Here is a 16,971-nt window from a genome sequence, read left to right on the forward strand (position 1 = left end):
CGCGGATCACAAATACCAGGCCAGCACGGCGTCAAGCCTTCCGTTGCCGATAACCGGCAGGGCCACCATTCGGCTCAGCCCGGCTGCGCAGGCTTCGGAGCCGGCGATCGAGCCGTCAGAGGTGAGATCGTCGTTGAGCGCGGGCATGCCGGTGGCCCAGGCGCCGCCGATGCTGCCTTCGCCCCTGGCGATGGACTGCGCCGCATAGCGTGCGGCGAGGTCGGTCTGCGCGCTGCAATCGCCGGCGCGAAAGACCAGCGCCGAACGGTCCTCGTTCGGGACCCAGATCTCGAAGCGTCGTGCAATCGGCGTTGCCTGCGCGGAGAGGAATGTCAGAACCCAGGTCTGGTCGGTACCGGTTCGGTAGGGCACGCCGACGCCGAGATTGATCCCGACCTTGGCGGCGTCCTCCCAGCGCAGGAAGCTCTTGGCGTCGTGCAAGTCCTTGATGATCAGCGGCAGGCCCGCCTTCCAGGTGCGTCCGGGCAGGCCGAAGCCGCGCGGAAATCTGGTGTGGCGGGAGTTGAATTCGAACATGTCCGCGGTGCCGTAATAGCCATCGACGAGCCCCATCTCATGCGAGAGATCAGGATCGTTGTGCCAGAGTTCGATCGCGCCGACATGCGCCTCGTCGTCGCCGCAGAACAGCACCAGCACGGCTTGCAGGAATTCGCCCGCGAACACCGGCACCGCCACGCCGCAGGTGAGGCCGGCCGCAGCGGCCTGATCGGTCCGCTTGAAATAGGAGTTGGCGAATTTCGTGAGGATGACGGGGTGGCCACAGGCCCAGGCCTTGCCGGGAAGTCCCTCGTCATATCCGAAGTGCAGCTCTTCGCTGACGGCTTTGAACGCGGACAGCCCATCGTCGTAGAGGCCGCCGCCGAATTCCAGCCGCATGCGCGTCCGGTCGGGTACCCAAAGTTCAACGACGCGAATGAAGGTCTTCATCGAGCGTGTCCGCCGCCTCAAACCACGACAGCATCGGTCATTTGGCTGCGGAGCGGACGTTCAAAATGCGGGCAGCACGGCCCAAACTTCGTGCGACGACGAGGCGCGGCGGTGGGCTCGCCGATCGAATGTCCTGAAACACAAACTCACCGGGCTCGCCGGCCTCAGCCGGCGACGGCAATTTCAATCCCGGGCTCGGCCTGTCGGCCGAAGGGCGTCAGCCGATCGGCAGGCGCGTGATCGTGGGCCGCGTGTCGGCGACGATCTGCGGCTTGTGCTCGCGCTCGGGGGCTGGCTGCGTCACCGGCAATTGCAGCACGGTCGCGCGCTGGCCTTCGACGAGCTGCGTCACCAGCACGTATTTGCCGTCGGGGAATTCGATCGCGTCATGATGGCGATCGGGAATGTGCGGGTCGATCTTGCCGAACTTGCCGACGCGAGAGTTCACGGTGCGCGTCCAGATCCAGCGGTTGTCGTAGCGGACGTTGTCGGCGAAAGCGAGCTCCGTCCCCGGCAGCAGACAGACCGCGACGGAGGGATCGGCTTCGGAAGCGAAACCGCGCGTCGAGGTGCCGCGGAAGGTTGTCGTGACGATCGTCTCGCCGACTTCGGCGGGGCGCGTCGCGACGGCATGCAGGCTGTAGTCACACATCGGGTGCTCCTCATGCTGGGATAGCGACCCGCGTCTCTTTCGAGGCGCAGGCCTCTATCAGAGTGGAAGCATACAACGCTCTGCTCGGTTATGGGCAAATCTGCGGCTCGCGTCCGCAGCGCGCGATCACATTATCTTTCCCGGATTCGATAGGAACAAACCTCGCGTCCTTGCATTCGGCCGGAGCTATCAGCACTGCCGGCACAACTCTACCGGCGAAGCAGAAATGGCTGCGCGCCTGCGCGGGGGAATGTCGCGCGGGAAGATGGACCGGACAGCCGGCGCAGAACCAGAGAAACCGTCCAGCCGGAGCGGACAAGTATCCGCTCCGATCCTGGATCGCCGATGCCGATCGAAACGCGCGCGGCGCTTGATGTTTCCCGTATCAGTACTTCCGGTAAAGCCCGATCAGCTTGCCCTGGATCTTCACGCGGTTCGGCGGAAGAATGCGGACCTCGTAGGCGGCATTGGCGGGCTCGAGCGCGATCGAGGCGCCGCGGCGGCGGAAGCGCTTGAGCGTGGCCTCCTCGTCGTCGATCAATGCCACCACGATGTCGCCGGTATTTGCGGTCTCGTTGCGCTGGATCAGCGCCATGTCGCCGTCGAGGATGCCGGCCTCGACCATCGAATCGCCGCGCACTTCGAGCGCGTAGTGCTCGCCCGAGCCGAGCATGTCCGGCGGCACGCTGATGGTATGGCTGCGGGTCTGCAGCGCCTCGATCGGCGTGCCGGCGGCGATGCGGCCCATCACGGGCACCGCGACGGGGCGCTCGCCCTCGTCCGCGGGCGGGCTGGAGCTCGCGCGCACCTTGCCGAGATTGCCCTCGATCACGCTCGGGGTGAAGCCACGGCGATTGCCGGCGGCGGCCTGGAGCTCGGGCAGCTTGATCACCTCGATGGCACGGGCGCGGTTGGGCAGGCGGCGAATGAAGCCGCGCTCCTCGAGCGCAGTGATCAGGCGATGGATGCCTGACTTCGAGCGCAGGTCGAGCGCATCCTTCATCTCGTCGAAGGACGGCGGCACGCCGCTTTCCTTCAGACGTTCGCTGATGAACCGCAGAAGCTCGTATTGTTTGCGCGTCAACATCTCGACCAAAGTCCCCCGGTTGATGTCGTTCGATTCCGACACGATGAAGCCGGCACTAAGCCGCTACATCCTCGAAACAAATCATGAACGGACACTATATGTTCGATATGTGTTCCGCAACTGCTTAATTTATGGTGAACGCGGCCAAGCTCGCGGAATGCGTGTGGCTGGGCGGCTCAGACGGGCAGCCGGAGCACCTCGCAAGGCGTGCCGGCCTCGGCCTTCGGCGCGAACGGTGCGCGCACCAGAAGTACCTGTGCCGCAGCGAGATTCGCAAGAAGGGAGGAGTCCTGATGGCTGACCGGAAGGGCGACGCGCGTGCCGTCGTCGCGCTCCTCCAGCCGCGCACGCAGATAGTCCTCGCGCTGGTCGTTGGCGGCGAGATCGCAGCCCAGCACGGCGCGCTCGCGCCGATGATGAATCGCTGAACGGCCCGACAGGGCGCGAATCAAGGGGACCATGAACAGGAAGGCGCACACGTAGGACGACACGGGATTGCCGGGCAGGCCAATCACGCGCATCGCGCCTATCCGACCGTGCATCATCGGCTTGCCCGGCCGGATCGCGATCTTCCAGAACGCCATCGCGATGCCTTCGCCCTTGAGCGCCTGCTGGACCAGGTCGTGGTCGCCGACCGAGGCACCGCCGGTCGTGATCAGGATGTCGGCGCCGCTCTCGCGCGCGCGGCGGATGCCGGCGGACGTCGCCTCCAGTGTATCGGCGGCAATTCCGAGGTCGATGGTCTCGGCGCCCTCGCTGCGGGCGAGCGCATGCAGGGCATAGCCGTTGGAATAGACGATCTGGCCGCGACCAGGCGTGGTGCCCGGCATCACGAGCTCGTCGCCGGTGGCGAGAACGGCAACCCTCGGGCGGCGGATGATGGCGAGATGCGGATGATTCATTCCGGCGGCGAGGGCGAGATCGCGCTCGGTGAGGCGGATTCCCTTGCGCAGCAGCACGTCGCCTTCGCGGAAGTCGACGCCTGCAGGGCGGATGTGCCGGCCGAAAATGGCGGCTTCCTTGATCGTGACATGCTTGCCGTCGGCAGCCGTGTCCTCCTGGATCACGACGGCATCGGCGCCGTCGGGAACGACGCCGCCGGTGAAGATCCGCACGGCTTCGCCGGGGCCGACGCTTCCCGCGAACGGCCGACCCGCCGCGACCTCGCCGACGACGGTCAGCCTGGAATCGATGGCCGCGTCGGCCGTGCGCACGGCATAGCCGTCCATCGCCGACATCGCCTCCGGCGGCTGCGTGCGCCGTGCCGCGACATCGCCGGCGAGCACACGATGGTAGGCCTCGTCGAGGCAAACCATCTGTTCAGCCAGCGGCTCGACGCCGGCCAACACCGCGGCGAGCGCGTCAGAAACCGGCATCAGGGCCACGGGCGAACTCCTGCTGAGCACATCAGTCAATGGGCGGCGAGAGTTCTAGCCGAGTGCAGCCGTGAGGCAAAGCAGCACGCGGGATGATCTATCCTGCATGGTCGCAGGGGGTGGAGGAGGTCGGCTCAACTCCGCCGCGGCATGATGCGGAAGGCGAGACAGACCGGAACGAGGATTGCCATGGCAAGGACGAGAATGACGAGCGCCACGGCCAACATCGTTCAACGCCCCGTCGGATCGCCCGGACTGATGTCCGCGACGTCGGGCGGCTTGGGACCCTGATCCTTGTCCGGCAGCGGGTCCGCCTGGGATTTTAGGTCGGCGGCCTTGCTGATCAGCTTGGCGGAGAGGTCAGAATCCGAGGTGGTTCTGGCGAATTCGAGCAGGAGAGAGGCTTGCTTGGTGAGATAGGTCTTGCCCAGCACGTCGATCAGTCCAATGTAGAAGTCCCAACGGACTCATGAGTCCGAAGGGTGGTATTCCGTTCCCGGAACTCTGTATAAAAATGCACAAAGTGATCAGGTTCCACATTTTCAGCAGTTTTTGTTCCGGCAAGTGAGCGCGCTCCGGGCTTTCCCGCGGCTCAGATCCCCAGTGCTTTCAATGCGTTCCCGACATCACGCGGCGAGGTGACATGCACGGCGGTCAAGCCGCGCGCCCGTGCTCCCTCGATGTTCTCGGCGAGGTCGTCGAAGAACACGATGCGCTCGGCCGGCACGCCGATCGCCGCCACGACATGGTCGAAGGCCTCGGCATCCGGTTTGCGCAGGCCGATGCTGGAGGACAGATACAGCTCGCGGAAATGGCCGAGCAGACCGGCATATTCCTTCGAGAAATGGTCGACGTGCGGCCGATTGGTGTTGGAGAAGGCGTAGAGCGGCATCTGCTTCGCCGCGCGCGGCAGCAGCTCGGCGATATCAGGCATCTCGCCGGCGAAAATCGCGTTCCAGCCTTCCAGGAATTGCGCATCCGAGATGCCGATCCCGAGCGAGGACCGCAGCGAGGCGAAATAGTCCCCATCGCTGATCTTGCCCATCTCGTGCAACCGGTAGGCCTCGTCGCGCACATAGCGCGCGATGATGGCCTCGGGCTGGCAGCCGGCATGTCCCGCCCAGCAGGCGATCGCCTTGGAGAAGTCGATGTCGAGCACAACGCGCCCGAGGTCGAACAGCAGCGCATCCGCGCTGCCGGGAGAGAGCGATGTCATTGCGTCCTTTTCACTTCAGTATGGCGCGTCAGTAACGATAGGGCTCGTGGTCGAACAGCGGGAACGCGCTGAACACGCTGGGCGCGTTGGTGGCGGCCGCCGGATGCAGGCAGGATTTGTCGAGCTCGGCGAATGAGGTGGCGCCCAGGAGGCCGAGGCAGCGCAGCACCTCGTCTTCGAGCAACTCCAGCATCCGCGCGACGCCGGCTTCGCCGGCTGCCGCCAGCGCCCAGCATTGCAGCCGGCCGATGCCGACGAGGTCGGCGCCCGCCGCAATCGCCTTCACGATGTCGGTGCCGCGGCAAAAGCCGCCGTCGACCATGATCCTGGCGCGGCCCTTCACGGCGTCGACGATCTCCGGCAGCACGTGCATGGCGCCGCGGCCGTGGTCGAGCTGGCGTCCGCCATGGTTGGAGACGTAGATCCACTCGACGCCGTGATCGAGCGCGATCTGCGCATCCTCGGCCGTGGCGATACCCTTGAGGATCAGCGGAATTTTGAACGTGTCCTTGATCATCTTCACGGTCCGCCACTCCAGGCCCTTCTGGAAATCGCCGCCGGTGGCGCGCAGGCGGCTCTCGCGAACGTAGCGCTTGGCGATGTCACGTTCACGACGGCTGTAATGGGCGGTGTCGACGGTCAGGCAGAAGGCGGCATAGGCGTTCTTCTCGGCCCGGTCGACCACGTCGGCGACGAAGGCATCGTCGCCGCGGACATAGAGTTGATAGAGACGCAGTGCATCGGGGGCAGCCTCGGCGGTCGTCTCGAGGCCGGGCTCGGACACCGAGCTCAGCATGTGCGCCGCGCCGAACCTGCCCGCAGCGCGCGCGACGCTCGCCGCGCCATCCGGATCGAAGATCTCGAGTGCGCCGACGGGAGCCAGCACCACCGGCAGACGCAGCTTGCGGCCGAACTGCTCGACGCTGCCATCGATCCTGCGCACGTCGCGCAGCACGCGCGGGCGGAAGGCGATCTCGTCGAGCGCCATGCGGTTGCGCCGCATCGTGGTCTCGGTCTCGGCGGCGCCGATGATGTAGTCCCAGGCATTCTGGTTGAGGTTGGCGCGCGCCTTCCGGATGAACTCGTGCAGGTTCTGGAACGGCTCGTCGCTAGCGCCGAGCTCGACGTTCCGTTCCGGCCGGATGCGGGGCGCTTCATTCATTGTTGTCCTCCCGAGAATTTGAAGTCTTGTCGCCATCGCCTATCGCGTCCGGCCCTCCAAAACCATCCTAAAATCGCATAGCTGCGAAGCGTGGGCGGCCCGGACCGGTGTCGTGTTGCTTCGAAACAGTTTCGGAACGTTGCCAAAAGTTTAGGCCAAGGCGAAGGGATTTCTTCGGTGTACCCGCCAGCGCGGCATCCCGGCCTTGAAGAAACCAGAATGGTATTGTGAGAGATGGACTGGATCGCCATTTGCATGGCGTCTCCCAGCCTCAAGAGAAACGCCAAGCACAAAAGGCACCTTCATGCGGAAAACCCTGCTGTTCCCCCTGGGCACGCTCACGGGAGCGTGCCTGACCCTTCTGGTAGCCAGCCCGCAGGGCGGCGTATGGGCAGCGCGGGCGGCAGTGAGTGCGGGTGATGCTTATTCCCAGCTCAATCTGTTCGGCGCGGTGTTCGAGCGGGTCAAGGCCAGCTATGTCGAGAAGCCGGACAATGCCAAGCTGATCGAGGGGGCGATCACCGGCATGGTGACCTCGCTCGACCCGCATTCGCGCTACATGAACGCCAAGGCCTGGACCGAGATGCAGGAGACCACCTCCGGCGAGTTCGGCGGGCTCGGCATCGAGGTCACGATGGAGGATGGCCTCGTCAAGGTCGTCTCGCCGATCGACGACACGCCGGCTTCGAAGGCCGGCATCATGTCCGGCGACCTCATCGGCAAGATCGACGGCGAGGCCGTGCAGGGCATGACGCTCGAGCAGGCGGTCAACAAGATGAAGGGACCGGTCGACACCAAGACCAAGCTGACCATCATCCGCAAGGGTGCGGATGCGCCGCTCGAGGTTGCGATCACGCGCGAGATCATCCATGTGCGTCCGGTGCGCTTCCGCGTCGAGAACGGCGACATCGGCTATATCCGCATCACCTCGTTCAACGAGCAGACCGCCGACGGCCTGAAGAAGGCGATCGCCTCGGTCTCCAAGCAGGTCCCGCCGGAGAAGCTCGCCGGCTACGTGGTTGATCTGCGCAACAATCCGGGCGGCCTGCTCGACCAGGCCGTGTCGGTGTCGAGCGCCTTCTTGCAGCGCGGCGAGGTCGTTTCGACCCGCGGCCGCAGTCCGGAAGAAACCCAGCGCTTCACCGCCCATGGCGGCGACCTCACCAAAGGCAAGCCGATCGTGGTGCTGATCAACGGCGGCTCGGCCTCGGCCTCGGAGATCGTTGCCGGTGCGCTGCACGACCACAAGCGCGCGACGTTGATCGGCACGCGATCGTTTGGTAAGGGCTCGGTGCAGACCATCATTCCGCTCGGCTCCGGCAATGGCGCGCTGGCGCTGACCACGGCGCGCTACTACACGCCGTCGGGCCGCTCGATTCAGGCCCAAGGCATCGCGCCCGACATCGAGATCCTCCAGGACGTGCCGCCCGAGCTGAAGGGGCGGATGGACACCATGGCGGAATCCCAGATGCGCGGGCATCTGTCGGCCGACGGCACCGAGCAGACCGGATCGCAGTCCTACGTTCCGCCGGAAGAGAAGGACGATAAGGCTCTGCACGCAGCCTACGACTTCCTCCACGGCGTTACGGCAAATGCCGTCGCTGCCAAGCGCGCGACGAAGGCTGCAGTGCCGAACTAGATCTTACGACGTTCCGGATCATGTTTCGCCCGGGAGCGGAGGACCGCTTCCGGGCGATTTCGTTTCCAGCGCCGTTTCGACCTAACCGACCTCGCGGCGGCGGCTCTCGCTGCCTTCGCGCCGGGCGAGCCGGCTGCGGTGCAGCGCGAACAACTCCAGCATCTTGTCGGCGGGCTTGGCGGCGCTGAACAGATAGCCCTGCATCTCGGAGCAGCCGAGCGTGCGCAGCAGGCGCCGCTGCTCCTCGGTCTCGACGCCCTCGGCCGTCGTGGTCATGCGGCGGGCGGCCGCCAGGTTGACGACGGCCTGAACGATGCTGGCGGAGCCGTCGGGACGGGCGATGTCCTCGACGAAGCAGCGGTCGATCTTGATCTTGTCGAACGGGAAGCGGTGCAGATAGCTCAGTGACGAGTAGCCGGTGCCGAAATCGTCGAGCGCGATGCGCACGCCGATGGCGCGGAACTGGTGCAGGATGGCAAGCGCGGCATCGTCGTCGCGGATCAGGACTGCCTCGGTGATCTCGAGCTCGAGCCGGCTCGCCGGCAGGTTCGACGCGGCGAGCGCCGCCATGATCTTCAGTGCCAGCGTGCCGCTCTTGAACTGCACCGGCGAGACGTTGACGGCGAGGCGGATGTCGTCGGGCCAGCTTGCCGCGTCCCGGCACGCGGTCGCCAGCACCCATTCGCCGATCTCGTTGATCAGGCCGGTGTCTTCGGCGATCGGGATGAAGTCGGCCGGCGAGACCCAGCCGCGCTCGGGATGGCGCCAGCGCACCAAAGCCTCGCAGCCGGTGATGCGGTCGTCCTTCAGGCCGAGGCAGGGCTGGTAATACACCTCGAGCCCACCCTTGCGACCGCCTTGTGCGATGGCGTGGCGCAGGTCGCCCTCGAGCTGGCGGCGTTCGCGGACCTTGGCGTCCATGTCCGGCTCGAAGAAGCGGTAGGTGTGGCGTCCGGCGGACTTGGCCGCGTACATTGCCATGTCCGCATTCTTCAGGATCTGGTCGAGCGCCGTGCCGTGCTCCGGCGCCAGCGCAATGCCGATGCTGGCGTCGCTGGTGAGATGATGACCCATGCAGTCGAACGGCGTGCGGATGGTTTCGAAGACGCGTGCGACGAGCTCGTTGACCTGATTCAACGACGTCACCGCGCCCTGGACGATGGCAAATTCGTCGCCGCCGAGCCGCGCCACGAAGTCTGTCGGGCCGGCACAGCGGCGGAGGTTCGTCGCGATCGATTTCAACAGCTCGTCGCCGACGAGATGGCCGAGCGCGTCGTTGACGCCCTTGAACTCGTCGATGTCGATGTAATGGATCGCGACCTGCTCGCCGTCGCGGACTGCGGCCAGCTCCTGCCGCAGATGCTCGTGGAACATGGCACGGTTGGGCAGGTCCGTCAGCGCGTCGTAATGTGCGAGGTGGGTGATGCGCTCCTCGATGCGACGGCGCTCCGTGATGTCCTCATGGGTCGCCACCCAGCCGCCATCCGCGAGCGGTTCGTTGAGGATGTGGATCGAACGGCCGTCGGCGGTATCGACCACCATGGAGTTGCGGAGATGGATGTCCTTCAGGACACGCGCGACGTAGGCATCGACGTCGCCGGTGAACGAGCCGGTTGTCTTGCGATGGGCGATGATGTCGCGAAAGCTGCAGCCGGGCTTCACGATCTCGGCCGACAAGCCGTACATCTCGATGTAGCGCTGGTTGCAGACCACGAGCCGCTGCTCGGAATCGAACAGCAACAGGCCCTGCGTCATGTTGTTGACCGCGCGGTCGAGCCGCTGCTTCTCCAGCGTCAGCTGTTCGCGCGAAAGGCGGTGCTGCTCCAGCAGCTTGCGCACGACGGCAATCAGCACGCCTGCGATCGCGAGCGCGGAAGAGGCTGCGATCGAGATCAGAATGCCGATCTGCTCGCGCCAGTCAGCCAAGGCCGCTGCGCGCGTCGTGGTGGCCATCACCAGGATCGGGAAGTGGGGCAGGGCACGGGAGGAGATCAGCCGGTCCTCGCCGTCGACGGGGCTGTTGAAGCGGCCGGCGAAATGATCGAGCCCGAACACCCTTTGATGCTCGAACGGTCCGGTCTTGAAGTTTCGCCCCATCAATTCGCCGGACTGCGGATAGCGGGCGAGCAGTGTGCCGTCGCGATGCAGCATCGAGATCGTCGCGCCTTCGCCGAGCACCACGGAGGCGAAGAATTTCTCGAAATTGGCGGGTTCGATCCCGCGTCCGACCACGCCGAGGAACTCGCCGCGTGGCCCGACGACCCTCCGGGCCACCAGAATGGTCCACGCACCGGAGACGCGGCTGTGCAGCGGCTCGATCAGGACATCAGGCGCATTGGGATCGTACTTGAAGGTGCGGAAGTAGGCGCGATCGGCGACATTCACTTTGGGCGTCGGCCATGCGGTCGACGAATTGATCAGATTGCCTTCGGCATCGATGATGTTGAGGCCGCCCATATAGGGCAGCGCCTCGATCTTCGACCGCAGCATCCGGTGCACGTCCTCGCCCGAGAGGCGCTTGCGATACTCCTCTCCGGAGGTAATTCCGGTGGTGCGGACGTAGTCGACGAAACCCTTCTGGATGACGGCGAAGTCCTGCAATTGCTGATCGAAATGATGAGCAAGCAGCAGCACGGTGTTTTCCAGCTCGCGGCCGGAATTGCGCAGCGCCCGCTCCCGGAAGTTCTGCGCCATCAGGACCGAGCCTATGGCGATGGCCGCGATCAGCAGCGTGCCGCCAACCACAAGCCAGCGGATCGGGCCGCTGCGCACGAAGACCTGGTCAAAGAGACGACTGCCGAATTTCATCTTCATGCTGGATCGTTGCCGCGCACACGTCAGGATCAATTCAGGACCCCGAGAACATCCGTTGGTTTACGGTGGCGGTGTGGAAGTAAAGTTAGGAAGCGCGGTTAACGAGACGTGAATACCCGCGCGCAAAAGCAATCCATGCGCGCGGCGCGAAAGTGGGGCGCTAACGCAAGCCCGCGTCAGGCGCGGTAATGGCCGGATTTGCCGCCGAGCTTCTCGACCAGATGGATGCCCTCGATGCGCACGCCGCGCTCGACGCCCTTGATCATGTCGTAGATGGTGAGGCAGGCGACCGACACCGCCGTGAGCGCCTCCATCTCGACGCCGGTCGGTCCCGTCACCTTCACGGTGGCCCGTACCACGCAGCCCGGCAGCTTGGCGTCAGGCTCGATATCGACAATGACCTTCGACAGGGCGAGCGGATGGCAGAGCGGGATCAGCTCCGAGGTGCGCTTGGCGGCCATGATGCCGGCGATGCGCGCGGTGCCGAGCACGTCGCCTTTCTTGGCGTTGCCCGACACGATCAGATCGAGCGTCGCCTTGGTCATGACGACGTGGCCCTCGGCGACCGCCAGCCGCTCCGTCGCTGGCTTGTCCGAGACGTCGACCATCCGCGCCTCGCCGGAGGCGCCGATATGGGTAAGGGCCGGCCCGGCCTTGGCTTTGGCCGGCTTCGTCTTGGCTGAAATGGTCTTCGCTGGCTGGCGCGCCATCAGCGCGCGCCTGTGGCGCGCGCGCTGGCCTCGCGCGCGAGCAGCGCGCGCGTCGCCGCCGTGACGTCGGCCTGCCGCATCAGGCTCTCGCCGACCAGGAACGTCGACATGCCGACGCGCTCGAGCCGGGCGAGGTCGGCGGGCGTGAAGATGCCGCTCTCGCCGACCATCAGCCGGTCCGAAGGGATCAGCGGCGCCAAGGCCTCGCTGGTCGCGAGCGTGGTTTCGAAGGTCCGAAGATTACGGTTGTTGACCCCGATCATCGGCGAGCGAAGTCTCAGCGCCCGGTCGAGCTCGGCGCGGTCATGGATCTCGATCAAGACGTCCATGCCGTAGGCGAGGGCGGCGTCTTCGAGGTCTCTTGCGGCAGCGTCATCGAGCGCCGCCATGATGATCAGGATGCAGTCGGCGCCGTGTGCGCGGGCCTCGACCACCTGATAGGGATCGAACAGGAAATCCTTGCGCAGCACGGGGAGCGAGGTTGCTTCGCGCGCGGCTACCATGAAGTCGAGATGGCCCTGGAACGAGGGCGTGTCGGTCAGCACCGACAGGCAGGCGGCGCCGCCGGCTTCATAGGCCTTTGCGAGTGCCGGCGGGTCGAAATCGGCGCGAATGAGTCCCTTGGAGGGCGAGGCCTTCTTGATCTCGGCAATCAGCGCGTAGCCGCCCTTGGCGTGCTTTGCCTTGATCGCGCGCAGGAAGCCGCGCGGCGCGGAGGCGGCCTTGGCCTGCGCCTCGACGGTGGAGAGCGGACGCGCTCGCTTCGCCGCCGCGATCTCCTCGCGCTTGTAGGTCTCGATCTTGGTCAGGATGTCGGACATGCGGGAGTTCAGCTCTTGGAGACCGTGACCAGGTGCTTCAGCTTCGCGTTGGCTGCGCCGCTGTCGATCGAGCGGACGCCGATCGCGACGCCCTCCTTGAGGTCCTTGGCGCGGCCGGCCACGACCAGCGCGGCGGCTGCGTTGAGCAGCGCCACGTCGCGATAGGGGCTCGGCTTGCCGTCGAGCACGCTCTGCAACGCGATCGCGTTGGCATCGGCGTCACCGCCTTTGAGCGCACCGGCCTCGCAACGCGGGAGCCCGGCTTCCTCCGGCGTCACCTCGAAATTCCGGATCTCGCCGTTGCGGAGCGCGGAGACGAAGGTCGGGCCGGTGAGGGTGATCTCGTCGAGACCATCGGACCCGTGCACCACCCAGGCGGAGTCGGAGCCGAGATTCTTCAGCACCTGCGCCAGCGGCTGTACCCATTGCCTGGAGAACACGCCGACCATCTGCCGTTTCACGCCGGCCGGATTCGACAGGGGACCGAGCAGATTGAAGATCGTGCGCGTGGCGAGCTCGACCCGGGTCGGGCCGACGTTCTTCATGGCGGGATGGTGGGCGGGGGCGAACATGAAGCCGATGCCGCATTCGCGCACGCAGCGGCCGACCTGCTCCGGCTTGAGATCGATCTTCACCCCGAGCGAGGCCAGCACGTCGGCGGCGCCCGAGCGCGACGACAGCGCGCGGTTGCCGTGCTTGGCCACGGGCACGCCGGCGCCCGCGACGATGAAGGACGCGCAAGTCGAGACGTTGACCGAGCCGGAGCCGTCGCCGCCGGTGCCGACGATGTCGACTGCCTCCGGCGGCGCCTGCACGGTCAGCATCTTCGCGCGCATCGCCGCGACCGCGCCGGTGATCTCGTCCACGGTCTCGCCGCGCACCCGCAGCGCCATCAAGAGCCCGCCCATCTGCGAGGGCGTGGCCTCGCCGCTCATCATGGCATCGAAGGCGGAAGCGGCTTCGTCACGCGACAGGCTAGCGCCGGTCGCCACTTTTCCAATGATCGATTTCAGGTCGTCCATCGCGTGCTTTCAACTCACTGGTTCGCGCCGGTCACCTGCGCGAAGGCGGCCTGATTAATGGTGGTCCCGATGTCGGTTTCAAGCTTGTTGACGTAGGAAGCGACCTGCTCCTCGGTTTGGGCGCGGTCGAGGCTCTCCTTCAGCTTCTTGACCGCGTCGGAGGCAAAGTCGACCGCGGGATCGACGATGTCGGTGACGCGGAACACGATCACCTCGCTGCCGCCGCTCACGGCCGTCTGTCCGATGCCGTCCTTGGCGGTGCGGAAGGCCGCCGCCACGACGGTGCCGGGCACGCCGGCGGGCGAGTCGTCGCGCTTGAAGCCGCTCGCGGTCTCGACCTTGGCGCCGACGGCGGTGGCCTCGTCGGCGAGCTTGCCGCCCGCATCGAGCTTTTGCACCATCTCGGTCGCCTTGGCCTTCAGCTTGGCGGCGATCTGGTCCTGGCGCCAGCGCGCCTCGACCTGATCGCGGACCTCGTCGAGATTGCGGTCGCGCGAGGGGGTGATGGCGAGCACGTCGTACCAGACATAGCCGCCTTTGAACGAGATCGCGTCGTTGTCGACGCCGACATCGGTGTTGAAGGCCTGCGATACCACGTCGAGGCCCTGCGGGATGCTGGCGACCGGCTGGCCGTTCGGGGCGCGACCGGAGCGGTCGACGGCCTCGATGGTCACGGCGGTGAGGCCGAGCTTCTGCGCCGCGTCGATCACGCTGGAGCCGCCGCCACGCTCGTCTTCCATCTTGTCGCGGAGGTCGGCGACCTTGACGCGTGCACGCTCAGTCGCGATCTCGCGCTTGATGTCGCCGGCAAGCTTGGCGTAGTCGGCCTCGGCGCCCGGCTCGATCTTGTCGACCCTGACGATCGCGACGCCGAGCCCGCTCTGGATCGGCTGGCTGATCTCGCCGGCAGGCAGCGCGAACGCGGCATCGCCGACGGCGGGCGCGAGCGAAGACTTGGTCACAAGCCCCAGGTCGACGTCGGAGGCGCTCAGCCCGCGTTCCTTGCCGATGTCCTCGAAGGACGTCCCGCCGACGAGGCGCTCGCGAGCGGCCTGCGCTTCGGCAACGTTCGGAAACACGATCTGCTGGATCTGGCGCTTCTCAGGCGTGCCGAGCCGGTCCTTGCGCTGCTCGAACATCTTCTTGGCGTCCTCATCGGAGACCTCGGTCCATTTGCCGATTTCTTCCGGCGAGACCACGACAAAGGAGATCTTGCGATATTCGGGCGCGCGGAACTGGACCTTGTGATCCTCGAAATAGGCGGCGAGCGCCTCGGGCGAGGGCGGGTCGATCGGACCGGCCTGCGCGGCGTCGAGCCGGACGAATTCAATCGAGCGTTGTTCGTTCTGGTAGCGCGTCAGGACGTCGACCATGGCCTTCGGGGGCTCGAGGCCGGCGCCGACCGTGCCGGTGATCTGCCGGCGCAGCGATACCTTGCGCTGCTCGGCGACATAGCGCTGCTCGGTGTAGCCGAAATTGCGGATCAAGGCTTGGAAGCGATTGGGGTCGAAATTGCCGCCGATACCCTTGAAGTTGGGGTCGTTCATGATGAGCTGGCGGATCTGCTCGTCGGATTGGCCAAGGCCGAGCCGGCGCGCCTCTTCGTCGAGCGCGGCCTCGGCAATGGTCTGCTGCAGCACCTGGCGGTCAAGGCCGAACGCGCGCGCCTGGTCGGGCGTCAACGGACGGCCGAACTGGCGGCTGATCTGTTGCAGGCGGTCGGTGTAGATCTGGCGGAACTCGTTGAGCGAGATCTCGGTGCTGCCGATCTTGGCGACCGTGGACTGGCCGAAGCCCTTGAAGATGTCAGCAATGCCCCAAATGCCGAAACTGATGATCAACACGCCCATCACCACGGCCATAACGATCTTGCCGAGCCAGTTCGATGAGGCCTTGCGTATTCCTCGGAGCATTTGGTCCAACTTGTTTGGTCAGGAAGGGGAACGGAGCGCGTCTTAATGCAGATTCCGCAAAAGCGCGTCACCAAATTGATAGATCATCATAAAGTGGCGGCTTTCCCCCCGCAACCTCGCCTCGGGCAACCGCTTGAAGCTGCGGCGAAAGGGCCTCTGGTCTCTGGAACTGCAGGGGCACCTCTGCTAGCGCAAGAACAAACCTCATTCTGCTGGACATTGACATGACCGACGCCATCCGACCGCTGATCGCGGGCAATTGGAAAATGAACGGCCTGAAAGCCCAGGCTGCTGAATTCGACGCCATGCTCAACGGCGCGGCAGACGTGGCTGGCAACGCGGACCTGCTGGTCTGCCCGCCGGCGACCCTGGTTGCGGCGTTCGCCGAGAAGGCGCGCGGCAAGAAGGTCGCGATCGGGGCCCAGGACTGCCATCCCAAGGCCTCCGGCGCTCATACTGGCGATATCGCCGCCGAAATGCTCTCCGATGCAGGCGCGACGGCCATCATAGTCGGCCATTCCGAGCGCCGCGCCGACCACGGCGAGGACGATGCGCTGATCCGGCAGAAGGCCGAGGCGGCCTGGCGCGCCGGGGTCATTGCGATCGTCTGCATTGGCGAAACGCAGGGCCAGCGCGACGCCGGCCAGACCCTGGACATCCTGCGCGGCCAGCTCGCCGGCTCGCTGCCAGAGGGCTCGACGGCGGCCAATCTGGTCGTGGCCTATGAGCCGGTCTGGGCGATCGGCACCGGGCTGACCCCCACAGCCAAGGATGTCGAGCAGATTCATGGGTTTATCCGGGAACTCCTGACCTCCCGGTTCAAGGCTGACGGTGCCAAGATGCGCATTCTCTACGGCGGCTCGGTCAAGCCCTCGAATGCGGCCGAGCTGATGGCGGTGACTAACGTCAACGGGGCACTCGTCGGCGGCGCCAGCCTGAAAGCGGCCGACTTCCTTGCGATTGCCAAAGGCTGCCCCTAACTCATTCGGACCGTTGGTCCGGATCTGATCGGGGGTGGCAATACCCCCGACGATCGTGTAACACCGCGCAACTTCAGGAAAACCCGCGAAGCGCGCTCGGCCGCCGTCAGGCGCCGCCCGCTTGTGACGGAAGGATATCATGCAGACCGTTGTCATCATCATCCACCTCATGATCGTCGCCGTCATGATCGGGGCCGTCCTGCTCCAGAAGTCGGAAGGCGGCGGTCTCGGCATGGGCGGAGGTGCGGGCTTCATGTCGAGCCGCGGCACCGCGAACCTGCTGACGCGGACCACGGCGATCCTGGCCGTCGGCTTCTTCCTCACCAGCCTGTTTCTGTCCTGGTATGCCGGTTACGACCGCAAGCCGTCGTCGATCATCGGCCAGCCCTCGCAGACCCAGCCGGTCGGCGGGTCGCCGATCGCGCCGCCGACCTCGGGCGGCATCCTGGATTCTCTGAAGAAGGCGGACGAGCAGCAACAGGCGCCGGCTCCGACCGGTCCCCAGGTGCCGCGCTCGCAATAAAGCAGGGGGGGCATGCAGGGCGGCGGCTACCGTCCTGCATCAACAATCCCCATCAAGGCCCTGTCATCACTCTTCGTTTCGGCTCACCCACAGGCCCGCAAAATCTTT

15 protein-coding genes are annotated in these 16,971 nt (G+C 65.7%); 3 read left to right on the plus strand and 12 right to left on the minus strand.

Features of this window, described 5'->3' with window-relative positions; genetic code table 11:
* Positions 1-6: 6 nt before the first annotated feature.
* The 7 genes from I6F31_RS21305 to I6F31_RS21335 form a co-directional block, all read right to left on the minus strand.
* Positions 7-948: a GAF domain-containing protein gene (locus I6F31_RS21305; RefSeq protein WP_225186060.1), complete on the minus strand. Its 942-nt coding sequence runs from the start codon at positions 946-948 to the stop codon at positions 7-9.
* A 217-nt stretch (positions 949-1,165) separates the two neighbouring features.
* On the minus strand, positions 1,166-1,600 hold the full coding sequence (locus I6F31_RS21310; protein WP_025036527.1) for a hypothetical protein: 435 nt from the start codon (positions 1,598-1,600) through the stop codon (positions 1,166-1,168).
* A gap of 385 nt (positions 1,601-1,985) precedes the next feature.
* Positions 1,986-2,687, minus strand: coding sequence for a transcriptional repressor LexA (gene lexA, locus I6F31_RS21315; RefSeq protein ID WP_036009965.1), 702 nt, complete (start codon positions 2,685-2,687; stop codon positions 1,986-1,988).
* Positions 2,688-2,863: 176 nt separating this feature from the next.
* Positions 2,864-4,072 (minus strand): gephyrin-like molybdotransferase Glp, encoded by a 1,209-nt coding sequence (gene glp, locus I6F31_RS21320; protein WP_225186061.1) that lies wholly within the window; start codon positions 4,070-4,072, stop codon positions 2,864-2,866.
* Positions 4,073-4,293: 221 nt separating this feature from the next.
* Positions 4,294-4,497 carry a hypothetical protein gene (locus I6F31_RS21325; protein ID WP_036009959.1) on the minus strand — a complete coding sequence of 68 codons (204 nt, stop codon included), beginning with the start codon at positions 4,495-4,497 and terminating at the stop codon, positions 4,294-4,296.
* A gap of 158 nt (positions 4,498-4,655) precedes the next feature.
* Positions 4,656-5,279, minus strand: coding sequence for an HAD family phosphatase (locus I6F31_RS21330; RefSeq protein WP_225151738.1), 624 nt, complete (start codon positions 5,277-5,279; stop codon positions 4,656-4,658).
* A gap of 28 nt (positions 5,280-5,307) precedes the next feature.
* A complete protein-coding gene (locus I6F31_RS21335) occupies positions 5,308-6,441 on the minus strand; it encodes an alpha-hydroxy acid oxidase (protein WP_074447974.1) in 1,134 nt (377 codons plus the stop codon).
* Positions 6,442-6,745: 304 nt separating this feature from the next.
* Here I6F31_RS21335 and I6F31_RS21340 point away from each other — a divergent pair, with 304 nt between their 5' ends.
* Complete coding sequence (locus I6F31_RS21340; protein WP_225125221.1) at positions 6,746-8,080, plus strand: S41 family peptidase; 1,335 nt, start codon at positions 6,746-6,748, stop codon at positions 8,078-8,080.
* Positions 8,081-8,161: 81 nt separating this feature from the next.
* Here I6F31_RS21340 and I6F31_RS21345 read toward each other — a convergent pair whose 3' ends face one another.
* The 5 genes from I6F31_RS21345 to I6F31_RS21365 form a co-directional block, all read right to left on the minus strand.
* On the minus strand, positions 8,162-10,894 hold the full coding sequence (locus I6F31_RS21345) for an EAL domain-containing protein (RefSeq protein WP_225186062.1): 2,733 nt from the start codon (positions 10,892-10,894) through the stop codon (positions 8,162-8,164).
* A 176-nt stretch (positions 10,895-11,070) separates the two neighbouring features.
* Positions 11,071-11,604, minus strand: a complete 534-nt coding sequence (moaC, locus tag I6F31_RS21350) for a cyclic pyranopterin monophosphate synthase MoaC (protein ID WP_225147129.1) — start codon at positions 11,602-11,604, stop codon at positions 11,071-11,073.
* Positions 11,604-12,425 (minus strand): indole-3-glycerol phosphate synthase TrpC, encoded by an 822-nt coding sequence (trpC, locus tag I6F31_RS21355; RefSeq protein ID WP_225147128.1) that lies wholly within the window; start codon positions 12,423-12,425, stop codon positions 11,604-11,606. The genes moaC and trpC overlap by 1 nt, the downstream gene beginning before the upstream one ends.
* 8 nt (positions 12,426-12,433) lie before the next feature.
* On the minus strand, positions 12,434-13,447 hold the full coding sequence (trpD, locus tag I6F31_RS21360) for an anthranilate phosphoribosyltransferase (protein ID WP_225147127.1): 1,014 nt from the start codon (positions 13,445-13,447) through the stop codon (positions 12,434-12,436).
* Between the two features lie 14 nt (positions 13,448-13,461).
* Complete coding sequence (locus I6F31_RS21365) at positions 13,462-15,360, minus strand: SurA N-terminal domain-containing protein (protein ID WP_225186063.1); 1,899 nt, start codon at positions 15,358-15,360, stop codon at positions 13,462-13,464.
* A 224-nt stretch (positions 15,361-15,584) separates the two neighbouring features.
* Here I6F31_RS21365 and tpiA point away from each other — a divergent pair, with 224 nt between their 5' ends.
* Both tpiA and secG read left to right on the plus strand, forming a co-directional pair.
* The gene (tpiA, locus tag I6F31_RS21370; RefSeq protein ID WP_225186064.1) at positions 15,585-16,340 is read left to right on the plus strand and encodes a triose-phosphate isomerase; all 756 of its coding nucleotides are present in this window, start codon (positions 15,585-15,587) and stop codon (positions 16,338-16,340) included.
* 139 nt (positions 16,341-16,479) lie between these two features.
* Positions 16,480-16,863 carry a preprotein translocase subunit SecG gene (secG, locus tag I6F31_RS21375; RefSeq protein ID WP_225147124.1) on the plus strand — a complete coding sequence of 128 codons (384 nt, stop codon included), beginning with the start codon at positions 16,480-16,482 and terminating at the stop codon, positions 16,861-16,863.
* Positions 16,864-16,971 lie beyond the last annotated feature (108 nt).

Source organism: Bradyrhizobium sp. NBAIM01 (genome assembly GCF_020194115.1).
Classification (GTDB): domain Bacteria; phylum Pseudomonadota; class Alphaproteobacteria; order Rhizobiales; family Xanthobacteraceae; genus Bradyrhizobium; species Bradyrhizobium yuanmingense.

Bases quoted from the DNA above. Each gene is read 5' to 3' on its own strand.
- I6F31_RS21305 (WP_225186060.1), bottom strand. From the start codon at position 948: ATGAAGACCTTCATTCGCGTCGTTGAACTTTGGGTACCCGACCGGACG.
- I6F31_RS21310 (WP_025036527.1), bottom strand. From the start codon at position 1,600: ATGTGTGACTACAGCCTGCATGCCGTCGCGACGCGCCCCGCCGAAGTC.
- lexA (WP_036009965.1), bottom strand. From the start codon at position 2,687: ATGTTGACGCGCAAACAATACGAGCTTCTGCGGTTCATCAGCGAACGT.
- I6F31_RS21330 (WP_225151738.1), bottom strand. From the start codon at position 5,279: ATGACATCGCTCTCTCCCGGCAGCGCGGATGCGCTGCTGTTCGACCTC.
- I6F31_RS21335 (WP_074447974.1), bottom strand. From the start codon at position 6,441: ATGAATGAAGCGCCCCGCATCCGGCCGGAACGGAACGTCGAGCTCGGC.
- I6F31_RS21340 (WP_225125221.1), top strand. From the start codon at position 6,746: ATGCGGAAAACCCTGCTGTTCCCCCTGGGCACGCTCACGGGAGCGTGC.
- I6F31_RS21345 (WP_225186062.1), bottom strand. From the start codon at position 10,894: ATGAAGATGAAATTCGGCAGTCGTCTCTTTGACCAGGTCTTCGTGCGC.
- moaC (WP_225147129.1), bottom strand. From the start codon at position 11,604: ATGGCGCGCCAGCCAGCGAAGACCATTTCAGCCAAGACGAAGCCGGCC.
- trpC (WP_225147128.1), bottom strand. From the start codon at position 12,425: ATGTCCGACATCCTGACCAAGATCGAGACCTACAAGCGCGAGGAGATC.
- trpD (WP_225147127.1), bottom strand. From the start codon at position 13,447: ATGGACGACCTGAAATCGATCATTGGAAAAGTGGCGACCGGCGCTAGC.
- I6F31_RS21365 (WP_225186063.1), bottom strand. From the start codon at position 15,360: ATGCTCCGAGGAATACGCAAGGCCTCATCGAACTGGCTCGGCAAGATC.
- tpiA (WP_225186064.1), top strand. From the start codon at position 15,585: ATGACCGACGCCATCCGACCGCTGATCGCGGGCAATTGGAAAATGAAC.
- secG (WP_225147124.1), top strand. From the start codon at position 16,480: ATGCAGACCGTTGTCATCATCATCCACCTCATGATCGTCGCCGTCATG.